The sequence below is a fragment of the Maribacter stanieri genome, from assembly GCF_900112245.1.
GTDB lineage: Bacteria > Bacteroidota > Bacteroidia > Flavobacteriales > Flavobacteriaceae > Maribacter > Maribacter stanieri.
In genome coordinates, this window is sequence record NZ_FOYX01000001.1 from 776,060 (window position 1) to 791,952 (window position 15,893).

The following is a 15,893-nucleotide window of genomic DNA, read 5'->3' on the forward strand; positions in this document are numbered from 1 at the left end:
TCATTATCTGCCCAATACAATATCCCACCTTTGTTTTTGTTATCTTATAGCACAATTAACCATTAACAAAGGCATGAAGATTTCAAAAGTACCCTCCCCTACACTTTTAGTTATAACATTAATTATCTGTTCTCTTTTCACCACAAACGCACAGAAAGCTGGTGGGTTTTACGAAAAGCTACGAGAATTTAATTTCCCGTATTCCCCTGCTCCTGCTGGTGTAGTATATTACAAAATGGACCACAATTTAAAATCTGGTAGTATTACCATGAAAGACTACCGTGGTGAAATTGTTACTATCGATAATTTTAACCATAAGCGTCCCACTTATCATCCTGACTATAAAAATTATACGAATCCGCTTAGTGTGCTTCAAACGTATGATGACTTAAAAAGCAATAAAACCAACACCATTTATTACAACCTAAACAGTAGTAATATTGAATTGTATTACAATAAAGGTGAAAGCGATACTATCTATGATGTGTTCGCCAATTTTAAAGCTAAATATACTGCCAAATACCATGGCAAAATTATAGCTGAAGATTCTTTAATATTTAACGACAAAGTAGGCGAAATTGTTAGTAAGCTTAAAGGCAAAGATTTTGCTATAGTAGCTGTAAATAAAAGTAAAAATGTTTCCTACGATGCAAATGACCAAATTCTTGTAACGGTACATAATGCTTACCAAGGTTTTGTAAGAAGAGCACAAATGTCTTATGGCAAAAACAATATGGCTTTTATTAAGCTTAAGAAAACAAAGAAACTTGCTTCTGAAGATGACGTAAACCAACTTACGGAAGCTATTAAAAACTTGCAAGCCATAGATACAGGTCTTAAATCTAGAAATACAAGAAACGAAGAAGTACAACGGTTAATTGAAAAAATTACTGCCTTAATTGATTCTGAAGATTACAAGACATACGATGATTACAAAGTGTTTGTACACGGAAATTTAGGCTCGTTATATACTCTTCTAGAGGATTATGACACAGCAATAGCTCAATATGATTTAGGCGCATCACATAGCTCTCGTGGCGGTCTAAGTTCTTACCTGAATGATGGTAAACATAAAGCCGAATTTAGAAAGGAACGAAAAGAAAAGTTGTTTCTCGATGGAGAAAACAGCGTTAAACCTGAGTTTAGCGAAAGATACAATAAGCGATACCAAGGCAACTAACCAAAATTTATCTATAGACAGTATTTCATTTTCAGAACATGAAATACCCTAAAACATCTAACCAATGATCAAGAAAATCATTCCATTACTATTTGTTGTTCTCTTTAATTTACAGCTACAAGCTCAGTCTTTAAAATCTAAAGGTTTCAGGGTGTATATGCCCAACTATGCTGAACAATTGGCGCCCAGACAAAGCGAAACCTATTGGGCAGAAGTAGTATTAGGACCAGAAGAGGTATTAAACTTTACAAAAGACGAATTTCAAAAAGGTCTTCAGCTTGAGGATTTTAAAGAAATAACAGGTGAACAATCTCCAGATATGTTTTTTGCCATAAACGGTATATCAGCAGATGACTTAGAAGTTACAGGTACAATTGCACCTATAGCAGGTGATACCTATAGTATTGATATATCTCCAAAAGACAATAAAAGCGTAAAACTCCTTTTCTATTATAAAGAAGAATTGACACAATTATGGCAAATACCCCTTTTGCCAAAAGTAGATGTGCAAGGAAATAAAATTCCAATCACCATCAACTTTCCTGAAGATGAAAAAGAAAAGTATCTAATGTTAGAAAGTGGGCGTGCGGTGCCAGATATAAGTCCGTATATGGTAGAAATGTACTTGGATAAAAAGCTTGGAGAATCTTTTCTTTCGAAAATCATAAATACAATACAAGATATCTACGATAATAATATGGTGGAGATTTATACCAATTTTTACTTTGTAAAAGACAAGAAAAACAAAGCATTGGCAGATGAAACCAAAGACAAGCTTTCTGAGATGTCAGAACTATCTAAAGCCAGTTTATCTACCCTGAGTGCGGTAAGAGAAAATAAGAAGGAGATAGATGCACATATCACCTATTGGAAAAATTTATTACCAAATTATAAAGATACCAGTGACAAAAAAATAGCTAAAATTAGATGGGGTATACTTATGAACCTATCACAGTTGTCACTAATGGTAGAAGATTTTAAAAATGCAAACACCTATTTAAACCAAGCTTCTGAACTAGATGTAAAATCTAACGCAGTAAAACAATCACAAAAAGATTTAAGTAAGCTTTATTCTGATTACATGTTAAACTATAACGAAGCAACTGGAGAAAGAAAATATTCCAAAGGCTATGAAGTTAGCACCTCTGCAAAAATAATAAGAGTGTTATAATCTTATAGAGATTATGGATTCACAAATTCGTGATCTCCAAACTTTTGCATCACCTCATCAAAGGCTGCAAATACCGATGCAGAATCATCACTGGTCACCATCTTCATGCGATATTCCTTAAAATTTGGAATTCCCTTGAAATAGTTGGTATAATGTCTACGTGTCTCAAAAACACCTAGTATTTCTCCCTTCCAGTCAATGGACATTTGTAAATGACGACGAGCGGCATCTACCCGTTCTTCCATAGTTGGTGGAGCTAAATGGGTTCCTGTTTCAAAAAAGTGCTTAACCTCTCTAAATATCCAAGGATAACCAATACTTGCCCTGCCGATCATTGCTCCGTCCAAGCCGTATTCATCACGCATTTTCATGGCTGCTTCTGGAGAATCTACATCACCGTTACCAAATACAGGTATATGCATTCTAGGATTGTTCTTAACCTCTCTAATCGGGTTCCAATCTGCATTTCCCTTATACATTTGTGCACGGGTTCTACCATGTATTGAAATTGCTGCACAACCTACATCCTGTAATCGTTCTGCAACCTCAACAATTTTTATAGAATCATCATCCCAACCCAACCTAGTTTTAACGGTAATAGGCAAGTTGCTATGTTCAACCATAGCTTTGGTCAGAGAAACCATTAAATCTATGTCCTTTAATATTCCGGCTCCAGCACCTCTAGAAACCACCTTTTTTACCGGGCAACCAAAATTGATATCAATAATATCTGGTCTTGATTTCTCTACAATCTCTACAGATTGTAACATACTTTCTAAATTAGCCCCAAAAATTTGAATACCTACAGGGCGTTCCTTTTCATAAATATCAAGCTTCATAACGCTCTTTGCAGCATCACGGATTAACCCTTCAGATGATATAAATTCAGTATAAACCACATCGGCTCCCTGCTCTTTACAAAGGGCACGAAAAGGTGGGTCACTAACATCTTCCATTGGCGCTAAAAGCAATGGAAAATCTGGCAGTTGTATGTCTCCTATTTTTGGCACTGGTGTATTCTAATTTTCGGGTGCAAAGTTATATAAAAATAAGAGAAGCTCATTACATGCCAATTTTAGTAAACCTGATGGTTTTGAACCTCATGTTATATAATTAAATGCTAGTTTCTAGAAAGAATGTAAATTAGTGCCAAAACCAACCTTCTACTGTGCACATGCGCACAATCTAAAAAATCAGCTATAAAGTTTTAGACAATAATCTTATGAATAGTGCTATGCTTATTGTCTCCATTCCCTTTGAACCTATTGTATTTGGGATTAAATTAAACATGCACCTTATTCTTGAATACCTAGCCTTTTTTATAGGATTCAGGTATTACGTTTACTTACGTAAAAAAAGTACCGATATAATTTCTTCTAATAATCGCCTATCAATTATAATAGGTGCTGTTTTTGGTGCTTTGGTGCTTTCTAGAATCGTTGCCTTTTTTGAAAATCCGATAGCTCACCATAATGAGGATTGGCTTTTTAACCTCAACAATAAAACTATTATGGGCGGACTCTTTGGTGGGTTGTTAGGGGTAGAGCTTGCCAAAAAAATTATTGGTGAAAAACATTCTTCTGGAGACCTTTTTACGTTACCTATAATTCTTGGTATTATCATTGGTCGCTTGGGTTGTTTTCTCGCAGGTATAAAAGAGTTTACCTATGGAAAAGAAACTTCATTTTTTATGGGCATGGATTTAGGTGACGGAGTTACAAGGCACCCAATAGCGCTTTATGAAGTAGTTTTTCTTATACTTCTTTTTATAATCATAAAACGCCTTCAAAAAACAGCTATCTTTTTTGTAAATGGGAATTACTTTAAGCTTTTTATGGTCAGTTATTTCTCATTACGTTTCTGTATAGAATTTCTAAAACCAAATAGTTTTTATATGCTAGGTCTCAGTAGCATTCAATTATTATGTTTAATTTGTTTGATTTACTACTATAAATTCATCCTTCAGGGAATTACATATGTCCGAAAAAAACTATACGTATTATGATTTTACACTAAGTCTTTGTCCAGAATGTCTTAGAAGGGTAGATGCCAAAATCGTTTTTGAAAACGAGAAAGTGTATATGCTTAAGAACTGCAAAGAACATGGTAGGTCTAAAGTTTTAATTGCTGACGATATTGAATATTATAAGAACATAAGAAACTATAACAAAGCTTCTGAGTACCCAAAAACCTTTAATACAAAAACACACTATGGTTGCCCTTACGATTGCGGACTATGCCCAGATCACGAGCAACATTCATGTTTAACCGTAATTGAACTTACAGACCGTTGCAACCTTACATGCCCAACCTGTTATGCAGGATCTTCGCCCACTTATGGCAGACACAGAACCTTAGAGGAAATTAAAAAGATGTTGGATGTCATCGTTAAAAATGAAGGCGAGCCAGACGTTGTTCAGCTTAGTGGTGGTGAGCCAACTATACACCCAGAGTTTTTTGAAATACTGGATTACGCAAAATCACTTCCTATTCGGCATTTGATGTTAAATACGAACGGAATTAAAATTGCAAAGGATTTTGAATTCGCAAAACGATTGGCAACCTATGCCCCAGATTTTGAAGTGTATTTACAGTTCGATTCATTGGATAACAAAGTATTAAAAACACTAAGAGGCGCAGACCTGGCAGATGTTCGTTTACAGGCCCTTGACCATCTTAATAAATTAAACCTTTCTACCACACTTGTAATTGTTATACAAAAAGGTCTCAACGACCATGAAATGGGTAGCACTATTGACTTTGCCTTAAAACAGAAATGTGTACGTGGTGTTACGTTTCAACCCACGCAAATAGCTGGGCGATTAGAGAATTTTGAAGTGGATGAAAACCGAATTACATTAACCGAAGTACGACGAAAAATACTTGAGCAATCTCCTATTTTTGAATCTGATGATTTGATACCTGTACCATGTAATCCTGATGCTTTGGTGATGGCTTACGCCTTAAAATTAGGCGATGAAGTGAATCCGTTAACACGTTTTATAAACCCCGATGATTTATTGAACGAAGGTAAAAACACTATTATTTACGAGCAAGATGAGCAGCTACATGGTAAAATGATCGAACTTTTTAGCACAGGAAATTCTGTAGAAAAAGCATCGGAAAATCTTAAAAGTATTATGTGTTGCCTACCAGAAATTGATGCTCCAGAATTGGGTTATGACAATTTGTTTAGAATTATAATCATGCAATTTATAGACGCTCATAACTTTGATGTTCGTGCTATTAAAAAATCATGTGTACACATTGTAAACAAAGATTATAAGATTATTCCGTTTGAAACAATGAACCTTTTTTATAGGGATGATAAGATTGAACGTTTAAAAGAACTACAAAACGAAATGCTATGATATTAGAAGTTGGTAATCTAGACGGTCTTGCTACTTTATTGTTTCTTATAATGTTTGGTCCCGCAATATTGTTCATTATTATTGGAGCTATTTTGTTTTATTATAAGAAGAAAAAAGCGGGGAAAGTCTTTATGATTTTAGCAGGTGTATATTGCCTAATTAGCTTAGGAGTCTGTGGTGCAATGATGGCATAAACAAATTATAGACGTTTGCCTTCTTCAGTGTTTTTTCGTTTGTAATTGTCCCGTATTTTGGTATTTCCAAACTTATATCTAAAGCCAAATACGAACAATCGGGTCTCTTTTCTAGTACTTGTAATGTTATTTTGATCTAGATAATCTCTAGTAGAAAACATATTTCCGTTATTAAAAATATCATCAACACCCATAGAGATACTGGCATCTTTGTTCCAGAAAGTTTTTCTAAAATTTAGCCCTAATTTACTATACGATTCATAAGTAGCGTTTCCTTGAATAGATGGAGACAAATAAGTAAATGTTACATCTGCATAGAGCGATTTATCCTTTAAAAGTGTAAAGTAATTATTAGCGCGAAGATGAGTGGTCCAAATAGAATTTTCTATGGTAGTGTTTGTTTCTACATCTATAAAGCTATCCTTATCATGATAGTGGCTTACAAGAAAATACAAATACCAAAACGAGGTTAAATCTTTAGAAACACTCGCATCTATACCGTAAAAATAATTGGTTTCTAAATTTATATATTGAGCCCTAAGGGTATTGGTGGCATTGTCCTGAAAAATTTGTTGCACTTGCTCGTTCGATTTTTTATTGGCAAAGACTAGAACTTTAAAATCTCGGTCATAAACATAGTCAAACTGGACATAGTCACTATAGGCCGGTTTTAAACTAGGATTCCCTTCAGAAATAGAATTTGCTGACAAGTAAAATTGAAACGGATTTATACTACTATATCTTGGTCTGGTTATACGTCTATAATACTTAAAGTAAATAGCATTTTTCTCTTTCGTATAAGACATCGACATATTTGGGAACAGGTTAAAATAAGAACTGGTGTTTTGTAATGAAAGATTGTCTAATTCTCCTTTTGTATCTATATACTCCGTTCGTAAACCCAAATTTAATTTCCATTTATTCCAGCTGCTGTTTACACTAGCATAGCCTGCGTAAATTTGTTCGTCGTAATCAAATATACCCGAGCCTGTAGGGTTTATACCTTCTAAAGTATCGTCAAACCCAGATTGTATAATACTTGCCTCTGAATTTATCGTTGCAATTCTTAAACCTGTTTCCATTGTGGAGTGTTCAGATAACGGTAATGTAAGATCCGTTTGGGCACTAAAAAGATTAATGATTTGGTCAGAATTTATATTCAAGGTATTCTCGGAAGTGTTTTCTGTAAAACCTTGCACAATATCATTATTTACTTCTTGGTTTAGTTTAGAATCATAATATGTAAAGTGTGCATTAGTAGATAATTCCGCTCCTTTATCATTCAGCTTATAAACCCAATCTAAATAGTTAGACGAGTTGAATTTATCTGAATTCAAAATATTAAGTCCGTATAAACGCGCCATAAATTCACCCGTGGTGTCTTCTATATCAGTTATTGAAGAAAAATTTATTCCGCCGTTAGGTGAAAAGCTTGATGTGGAAGAAAGGCTAATTGCATTTTTCTCGTCTAATTCAACATCTAAGAAAAGGTTTAGATTATGGCTTCTTTTATTGCTTATAGATTTCTGTTCGGCCGTCCAAACTTCACTTTCTTGTCCGCTTTCAAAATAGGTAGTAATATCAGAATATCTCGTCCAATCTCTATCATGACTAAAACTGTAATTGGTAGAAAAATCTATCTTTTTTCCCTTAAAAAAATGATCCATACCCAAAGTATGTTTAGGTAATACTCCTTGTGTATATCTATTAAAAAGGGCTCCATTATACCCAGCAACTAGGTTTTTTTTCATTTTTATGTCAATCAACAAACCGCCTTCTGCACTGTATTTAGCCGGCGGACTCGTAATCACTTCTATAGATTCTACGTTGCTTGCAGAACTGCCCGTAAGTAGATTAATAATATCATCTTCCGGTAAATTAACGCGTTTACCATTGATCATAATATTCACCTTAGAACTACCATTTACATACAAACGATTATTCATCACCATTACACCCGGAGTTCGTTTTAGAACATCCCAAATATCACCATCAGAAAGTGCGGTATTTTCAACATTAAAAATATGACGATCTGCTAATTGTTCTAGTTTTGGTTTTTTTTGGGTTACTATAACCTCATCTAATTCTTGTGAGCTCTGTAGTATAAGAGGTGATATTTCAATACTTTCTGTAATGGTAGTTAATGGACTCTCTACCGTATTGGCAATATAACTTGCAACTATACGATAACTACTAGGTGATATAGCCTTAAATTCATAATATCCTTGATCATTTGTAACGGTACCCTTTATAAATTCACCTTCTTCACTTAGTAAAATTACATTTGCAAGAACCACAGGCTCGCTATTGTCATCTATCACTAAACCGTTTATAATAAAATCTTGAGAAAACGCCAGGGTAAACGTAAGACAAAGTAGTAATGTTATATAAGTATCCCTAGCCATTAAGTGTGCAAATTGTATTTAAATGTAGGAAAGTAATATTGAATTATCTTACAGTATTCTTAAATTTTTCTTAACAAATAAATAACCTGCTGACTACGAATATTTTAGCTCTATTCAAGGCGTTCGCGCTCAATTTTTTCAATATCACGTTGGTTGTCTTCTAGGCGAAAATTACCAAAGTTGTACGTGAATCCGAACTTTACATATTGGGTTTCTGGAACCGTTAAATAACCGTTGTCTTGGTTTAAATATTTAGAAGAAACAAACGCATTGCTTTTATTTAAAAGATCATTAGCGCTAATACTAAGTACTGCTCTATTTTTTAAAAAAGATTTTCTAAGACCTACGGTTAGGTTGGTAGATTCTTCTTGTATAAATGAGCCCTGCAAAAAACCAGAGAGATAAGTAAATCCCAATTCTCCTTTAAAACTACCATCTTTAGAAAGTGTAATATAATTGGTAAGATCAACGTACGCTCCATTAAAACTATTCTTATAAGAATATTCATCGCTTTGTAGAGCAATAAAAGATTCATCTTCATGAAAAATGGAAATATAGCTATACAAATACCAATTGTTTGTTATCGATTTACCGTATGTAAAATCAAAACCATACGATGTGCTTTCTAGAACGTTTTGAGTAATGTCTCGTAAAACAAAATTATCATTGTCCTGAAAAGTGAGCGTAGAAATATACATTCCATTATCACGATAATAGAAGTCAAAAAAGTATTCTTGATTAAGGGTATAGTTTAAGTTAAGATTGTGGCTAAAACTAGGTGTTAAATTAGGATTTCCCTCTTCAAAAGTTCGTTCGTTTATATAGGTTCTAAAAGGATTTAAATCTTCGTATCTAGGTCTTTGTACTTTTCTAGCATAATCAAAAGATAAGCTATGATGCTCATTAATATTATGAAGAACATATAATGAAGGAAAAAGTTCAAAATAACTTAACTTATTCATATCAGCAACATTTACAGATAACCCAGAACTTTCTGTCTGTTCTGCCCTAAGACCTGTTTTTAAGCTCCATTTTTCCCAATCTTTTGATAAGCTAAAATAACCAGCATAAACACTTTCATCATAGGTATAATCATCAGATAAATTAGGTATAAATTCTGTACCGTTATTCTGTAAAAAATAATCTAATCTACTTTCAGAATCAATAAAAGAACCTTTTACACCCGTTTCAAAAAATACACTACCTAAATAATCAGTATAATCTATTTGCGCCGTCTTTATATCTATTTGTTGATCTGCAAGGGTAGAGAAATTGAAATCGCGTAAAAAAGAACCACTAGGTAAAAAATAATTGGAATTAACATTTTGGTTACGATCTAAGTCGAAATAGGTATAGTGCGCATTTGCAGTTATATTTCCTTGATTTTTAAATTGATGTTTAAAAGTAAGGTCGCCCGAAATGTTATTCTTTTTTTCATTAAAAAAGCTGTTGGTGTTAAAAATAGAATCTAGAACTCCCGCGCCATTTTTAATTGTTGTCTCTTGAAAAAAATCTGCATCTCGCTTTGGCTGAAATTGTGCATTACTAGTTAAACTAAGAGAATTCTTATCATCAAATTCATAATCAACAACAAGACCAGCACTATGGTTATTACTTCTAATCACTTGGTCAAAATCAGTATCCCAAATAGAAACAATACCGCTGTCGTCCATAAAATTTGTGTTATTTATAGTGTTCTTATACTCCTTTTTGGGAGCATAATTATAACTGGCATTTAGGTTTAACTTCTTGGTCTTATAAAAATGAGAAGTGCCAAAATTATATTTAGGAAATACACCTTGAGTATACCCTGCATTAACATTACCCTTATAGCCTATTGATAGATTTTTACTGGTAACAATATTTAAAATTGAACCTCCTTCGGCATCATAACTTGCTGGTGGATTATGAATAACCTCTACCGATTTAATATTCTCGCCCTGGTAATTTTCTAGAAGACTTCTTACCTCTTCTGCAGATAATTGAACTTTTCGGTTATTAATATATACTGTAGTAGCTTGGTTTCTAACTTTAAGGTCATCGTTCATAACAATAACTCCAGGTGTTTGGCTTAAGATATTCCAAGAACTATTCTGAGAAAGCACTGTGTTTTCCACATTAAAAACAATACGGTCTACCTTACGTTCTACCACAGGCTTATTGCTTACAACGGTTACTTCGTTAAGCTCTTCTGTATGTTGTTCTAAAATTAAGGCTCCAATTTTAGTGTCTTTTAAAATCTCAATAGCTAAATTATCTGACATTTGACCAACGTAAGATGCCTTTAAAAAATATAGCCCTTCAGCAATATCTGAAAATAAAAAAACTCCATTTTCATCGGCAGAAGTACCTTTTACCAATACAGAATCTGTTACTGTAAGTAGAAAAATAGAAGCAAAAGCTACGGGTTCTTGATATTGGTCTTTAACCTCACCTTTAAGTTCAAAGGTTTGGCTATGTCCATAATGAGATAACCCTATGGTAAAGAATAAAATAGCAATTATTAGTTTCAAAGGCAATTTGGGGTTGATAGTCAAATCTAATTAAAAAAACGTTGTAATCCTTTACAATATATGTAATCCAAAGTAATCTAGACAACAATAATTAGGCAACCACACTAAAGCTTAGCGATATAAATTAGATTATATTTGCAATTGCTCTTTAGTGCCGGGCATTATTTCTAATATAAATTGGCATTATTATTACTGTTACCGCTATGAAAAACATTAGAAATTTCTGCATTATTGCACATATTGACCATGGTAAAAGCACCTTGGCAGACAGACTGTTAGAATTTACTGGTTCTGTTACCGATCGAGAGAAAAAGGAGCAATTACTTGACAGTATGGATCTTGAGAGAGAACGTGGTATCACCATTAAAAGTCATGCCATACAAATGGACTATACTTATAAGGGTGAACAATATATTCTTAATTTAATTGACACTCCTGGTCACGTTGATTTTTCATATGAAGTTTCTAGATCAATAGCGGCTTGTGAAGGTGCATTGTTGGTTGTAGATGCGGCACAAAGTATACAGGCACAGACCATTTCTAACCTGTACTTGGCTTTAGAAAATGATTTAGAGATAATTCCTGTTTTGAACAAGGTAGATTTACCTAGTGCAAACCCAGAAGAGGTAACAGATGATATAGTTGATCTTTTAGGCTGTAAAGCTGAAGATGTTATACCTGCCAGTGCAAAAACTGGTATAGGTATCGAAGAAATACTAAGCGCAATTATTGAAAGGGTACCCGCTCCAAAAGGAAACCCAGATGAAGCTTTACAAGCACTTGTGTTTGATTCTGTTTACAATCCTTTTAGAGGGGTTGAAACTTATTTTAGAGTAGTAAACGGGTCTATTAAAAAAGGACAAAAAATAAAATTCGTTGCAACCGATAAAAGTTATTTTGCCGATGAGGTAGGTACTTTAAAATTAACGCAACATCCAAGGAAAGAAATTCATGCAGGTGATGTTGGTTATTTAATTACTGGTATTAAAGATGCACGTGAAGTAAAAGTAGGTGATACAATTACTGATTCTGCTCACCCAACCACAAATGCAATTGCTGGTTTTGAAGATGTAAAACCAATGGTATTTGCAGGTATATATCCTGTTGACACCGAAGATTTTGAAGAATTAAGGTCTTCAATGGAAAAATTACAATTAAACGATGCTTCTTTAGTTTTCGCTGCTGAAAGTAGTGCTGCCTTAGGTTTCGGTTTTCGTTGTGGATTCTTAGGAATGTTACACATGGAAATCATTCAAGAGCGTTTAGAGCGTGAGTTTGATATGACCGTTATTACAACGGTACCCAACGTTAGTTATCACGCCTTTACACGTAAAGACCCTGATGTTCCCCTGATTGTCAATAACCCTACGGATTTACCCGATCCATCAACAATAGATCGTGTAGAGGAACCATATATTAAAGCAACCATTATTACAAAATCTGATTTTGTTGGTAATGTGATGTCTCTTTGTATAGAAAAAAGAGGGTTGATTACCAATCAAACTTATCTGACTACAGAGCGTGTTGAGCTAAATTTTGATATGCCACTGGCGGAAATAGTATTTGATTTCTATGATCGCCTTAAAACGGTTTCTAAAGGGTATGCTTCTTTCGATTATACTCCAATTGGTATGCGCGAATCTAAATTGGTTCGTGTAGATATTCTTTTAAACGCACAACCGGTTGATGCACTTTCCGCATTAATACATTTTGATAGTGCTACTACCATTGGTAAAAAGATGTGTGAGAAATTAAAAGAACTAATACCAAGGCAACAGTTTGATATTCCTATTCAAGCAGCAATAGGTTCTAAAATTATTTCTAGAGAAACCATAAAAGCTTTACGTAAAGATGTAACCGCTAAATGTTATGGTGGTGATATTTCTCGTAAAAGAAAATTATTAGAAAAGCAAAAGAAAGGTAAAAAACGAATGCGTCAGGTTGGTAATGTAGAAATTCCACAAGAGGCGTTTATGGCTGTTCTAAAATTAAACGACTAGCACTCCCGTAATATAATTTAATTTATTTGGCAGGCCAATTCTCTAAAGACCTCTTCATCTGTTGAGTTTTCCTTTAATTAGATAGCTGTTGTAGTATAAAGTAAAAATCTGCTCATGACCTTAAAATGAGCAGATATGAAAATACCATAGAAATTATTCTATGGTATTACAAATGAAAAGAACTTTGTGGTTATTTCGTATTGTCGTTGACCTCTTCTTTATCAGGGTCTTCCATAGGGAACATTTTACCCAAGTAAGCCAATTTGTATCCTTTTTGAATGTCGGTAAAGTCTTTACTGAAAGCAGTTATAATTTGAATATCTCCATCTGGATCTATTAAAAATAACGGCACAATGTCAGCATCAGCCTTTGTTATTTCTATTAAGCCTTCATAATGTTCTGTATCATGAAGTTCAATTTCGTGTATGGAAGGATATTTTCTTGCCGCTTCTGTCAATTTGATAAAATCATCGGTATGTGAAAACAATCCTTCTTTAGGGTTGTTTTCTGGGTCTCCCATTTCATCTGTGTCAACTAATCTAAAAGAACCATTCTCGCCAAATACGTCTTGAAACTTATCTATGGCATATCTATTTATATCAGAATTTGGGGTCAAAGCCATTAAATAACCTATATCGTTAAGCTCTATATTATCGGTTAGATTATCAGAATATATATTGGCTGAAATCGCCTCTAATCCTAATTTATTCGCCTTTTCGATGTTAGATTGATTGTTGTCAATAAGCACTACATGTCTATCATTTTTATGTAAATAATCTCCAATTAATCGAGATACTTTAGAAGCTCCTAAAATCAATATCCCTTCAGACTTATTAAGAAAAACACCAACTAGTTTAGCAAAAATTCTAGCGGTAGTCGCATTTAATAATACTGTACCTAAAACAATCATAAATACTAAAGGAGTAATATATTCTGCACCAGCTTCTCCCCTAGACAGTAATTTTGATCCAAAAAGTGAGGCTATCCCTGCCGCTACTATACCTCTTGGCCCTACCCAACTAATAAACAGTTTTTCATTTAATTTTAAATTAGAGCCAATAGAACTCAAAAACACTCCCAATGGTCTAATTATTAATACGATGGACAGGAATAATGCTATTGTTTTCCAAGTGTATATTAACTCTAAGTCTGCTATATTGATGTTAGCCGCCAATAATATGAATAATATTGATATTAGAAGAATACTCAATGATTCTTTAAAATAAAGCAACTCTTTAATGTTTGGCAAGTTTGTGTTCCCCATTACCATACCCATAACCACAACTGCTAAAAGACCAGATTCATGTGCAAAAACATCAGACATTACAAAAACCCCCAACACCACAGAAAGGGATACCACGTTTAATAAATAATGCGGAATGAAACTCTTTTTAATTAAGAATGTAAGCGCATGGGCAAAAGTAAATCCGAAGGTAAAACCAAATAACAGAATTTTTCCAAACTCTATCAGTGCCGTAAGTGTATATGCCTGACCTTCACCTACACTAATAAACTCATACACCAAAACCGCAGCCAATGCACCTATAGGATCAATTAGAATTCCCTCCCATTTTAAAATTGCCGAAACATCCTTTTTAAGTGGAATATTTCTTAAAATAGGGGTGATAACGGTAGGTCCCGTTACAATAATCAAAGCAGAAAACAAGAAACAAAGTTGCCACGAGAGTCCGAATAAAAAATATGCAGCCAAAGAGGCTCCAAAAAAAGTAGTTAAACTACCAAGTGTTATTAGTTTGGTTATAACTGGACCAATGTTGCGTATCTCTGATCGCTTTAAGGTTAGACCCCCTTCAAATAAAATTATACTTATAGCTAACGATACAAAGTAGTATAAACTTTCGCCAGGAAACAAACCATTGTTTCCATTCCAAATTGGTTCTATAAGTTTAGATCCATCTTCGGTATATAAAGTGGACAACGGACCTACAATTAATCCTATAAGAATTAGAGGTAAAATTGCTGGCAATTTTAATCGCCATGCAACCCATTGAGCAAGTATACCCAAAATGATAATTCCAGCAAGCTCTATCATTTAATTAGTTTTGGATAAAAATAACAATTAAACAGCATTATATCTCATAAAATCCAAAGCCATGAACGGCTATTTTAATTGTTTGATTTAACGGGGTTGGCCCTACTTCTTATTAATTAGCCTTACCTTGGAAGACACAACCTAATAACCGTTCACTTATCAAGTTATATAACTCCATTTTATTCGGCTTTGCATTTTCCCCTTCTCTAAAGGTAAATATATTAGAATCTACACGTATTGCATATTACTTAAACTGCAAACTTATTTTACTTCATGTAGGTGAAAAAACAGCTGAGAAGTCTGCCAAAATTGATGAAATTATTTCTGAAACAGATTATAGTGACAGTTTTATTGAAGTAATATGGAAAGAAGGTAACCCTGAGACCGTAATTACGAAAGCCTGTTTGGATCTTAAGATAGATTTACTGATTTTAGGAGCCCTTCAACATGAAAATAAATTTCAATTTTATGTTGGTTCAATTGCTAGAAAACTTACTAGAAAAGTAAATTGCTCTGTACTATTACTAATAAAACCCGCTGAAAAAAGAGTGCCCTGTAAGCATGTAGTGGTAAACGGGTTAGACGCTCCTGAAACACCCTTGGCTATTGAACATGCTTTTTTTATTTCTAATCTATTAGGTGCACAACAAATTACCATTGTAGAAGAAATCCACACAAAAGAGATTCATGTTGCTGTTGAAGATGATCGCTCATTAAAAAAAGCTAACATTATAAAACAACGCTTAAGGCATAGAGAAGATTCTAGGGTAAATAACATAGTAGGTACATTACCCGAAAATATCACCAAGGGCATTAAAGTAAAAACACAAAGTATTTTTGGTAAAAGAGGTTACTCCATAGGGCACTATGCAGAAGTGGTCAGAGCTGATTTACTAGTTATGAACGCCCCTATTAAAACAAGTATTTGGCATCGCATTTTTCCCCATGACATCGAATATATTCTTTCTGATTTACCAACCGATTTATTAATTGTTAGAAAATAGAT

General features: G+C 33.9%; 11 protein-coding genes. 7 read left to right on the plus strand and 4 right to left on the minus strand.

Annotated elements, in window-relative coordinates:
• The first annotated feature begins 73 nt into the window (after positions 1–73).
• Both BM296_RS03495 and BM296_RS03500 read left to right on the plus strand, forming a co-directional pair.
• Complete coding sequence (locus tag BM296_RS03495) at positions 74–1,180, plus strand: hypothetical protein (RefSeq protein WP_091901479.1); 1,107 nt, start codon at positions 74–76, stop codon at positions 1,178–1,180.
• A gap of 64 nt (positions 1,181–1,244) precedes the next feature.
• Positions 1,245–2,351: a hypothetical protein gene (locus BM296_RS03500; RefSeq protein ID WP_091901481.1), complete on the plus strand. Its 1,107-nt coding sequence runs from the start codon at positions 1,245–1,247 to the stop codon at positions 2,349–2,351.
• An 11-nt stretch (positions 2,352–2,362) separates the two neighbouring features.
• Here BM296_RS03500 and dusB read toward each other — a convergent pair whose 3' ends face one another.
• Entirely contained in the window at positions 2,363–3,361 is a 999-nt protein-coding gene (gene dusB, locus BM296_RS03505) for a tRNA dihydrouridine synthase DusB (RefSeq protein ID WP_027065542.1), read from the minus strand.
• 212 nt (positions 3,362–3,573) lie between these two features.
• On the opposite strand from dusB, the gene BM296_RS03510 reads away from it, so the two are divergent.
• From BM296_RS03510 to BM296_RS03520, 3 genes are read left to right on the plus strand one after another with little or no spacing between them, the layout of a single operon-like run.
• The gene (locus BM296_RS03510) at positions 3,574–4,356 is read left to right on the plus strand and encodes a prolipoprotein diacylglyceryl transferase family protein (RefSeq protein ID WP_231500513.1); all 783 of its coding nucleotides are present in this window, start codon (positions 3,574–3,576) and stop codon (positions 4,354–4,356) included.
• Entirely contained in the window at positions 4,328–5,722 is a 1,395-nt protein-coding gene (locus BM296_RS03515; RefSeq protein ID WP_091901483.1) for a radical SAM protein, read from the plus strand. Before BM296_RS03510 ends, BM296_RS03515 begins: the two co-directional genes overlap by 29 nt.
• Positions 5,719–5,916 (plus strand): hypothetical protein, encoded by a 198-nt coding sequence (locus BM296_RS03520; protein ID WP_027065539.1) that lies wholly within the window; start codon positions 5,719–5,721, stop codon positions 5,914–5,916. Before BM296_RS03515 ends, BM296_RS03520 begins: the two co-directional genes overlap by 4 nt.
• Before the next feature lie 5 nt (positions 5,917–5,921).
• On the opposite strand, the gene BM296_RS03525 is transcribed toward BM296_RS03520, so the two are convergent.
• Positions 5,922–8,321 (minus strand): outer membrane beta-barrel protein, encoded by a 2,400-nt coding sequence (locus BM296_RS03525; RefSeq protein ID WP_091901485.1) that lies wholly within the window; start codon positions 8,319–8,321, stop codon positions 5,922–5,924.
• 110 nt (positions 8,322–8,431) lie between these two features.
• On the minus strand, positions 8,432–10,834 hold the full coding sequence (locus BM296_RS03530) for an outer membrane beta-barrel family protein (RefSeq protein ID WP_091902938.1): 2,403 nt from the start codon (positions 10,832–10,834) through the stop codon (positions 8,432–8,434).
• Positions 10,835–11,037: 203 nt separating this feature from the next.
• On the opposite strand from BM296_RS03530, the gene lepA reads away from it, so the two are divergent.
• Entirely contained in the window at positions 11,038–12,834 is a 1,797-nt protein-coding gene (lepA, locus tag BM296_RS03535) for a translation elongation factor 4 (protein WP_091901486.1), read from the plus strand.
• Between the two features lie 190 nt (positions 12,835–13,024).
• Here lepA and BM296_RS03540 read toward each other — a convergent pair whose 3' ends face one another.
• The gene (locus BM296_RS03540) at positions 13,025–14,887 is read right to left on the minus strand and encodes a cation:proton antiporter (protein ID WP_027065535.1); all 1,863 of its coding nucleotides are present in this window, start codon (positions 14,885–14,887) and stop codon (positions 13,025–13,027) included.
• A 320-nt stretch (positions 14,888–15,207) separates the two neighbouring features.
• Here BM296_RS03540 and BM296_RS03545 point away from each other — a divergent pair, with 320 nt between their 5' ends.
• Positions 15,208–15,891, plus strand: a complete 684-nt coding sequence (locus BM296_RS03545; RefSeq protein ID WP_394365301.1) for a universal stress protein — start codon at positions 15,208–15,210, stop codon at positions 15,889–15,891.
• The last annotated feature ends 2 nt before the right edge of the window (positions 15,892–15,893 follow it).

Coding starts and splice junctions, on each gene's coding strand:
- BM296_RS03520 (WP_027065539.1), top strand. CDS start 5,719: ATGATATTAGAAGTTGGTAATCTAGACGGTCTTGCTACTTTATTGTTT.
- lepA (WP_091901486.1), top strand. CDS start 11,038: ATGAAAAACATTAGAAATTTCTGCATTATTGCACATATTGACCATGGT.
- BM296_RS03515 (WP_091901483.1), top strand. CDS start 4,328: ATGTCCGAAAAAAACTATACGTATTATGATTTTACACTAAGTCTTTGT.
- BM296_RS03540 (WP_027065535.1), bottom strand. CDS start 14,887: ATGATAGAGCTTGCTGGAATTATCATTTTGGGTATACTTGCTCAATGG.
- BM296_RS03525 (WP_091901485.1), bottom strand. CDS start 8,321: ATGGCTAGGGATACTTATATAACATTACTACTTTGTCTTACGTTTACC.
- BM296_RS03495 (WP_091901479.1), top strand. CDS start 74: ATGAAGATTTCAAAAGTACCCTCCCCTACACTTTTAGTTATAACATTA.
- BM296_RS03510 (WP_231500513.1), top strand. CDS start 3,574: ATGAATAGTGCTATGCTTATTGTCTCCATTCCCTTTGAACCTATTGTA.
- BM296_RS03500 (WP_091901481.1), top strand. CDS start 1,245: ATGATCAAGAAAATCATTCCATTACTATTTGTTGTTCTCTTTAATTTA.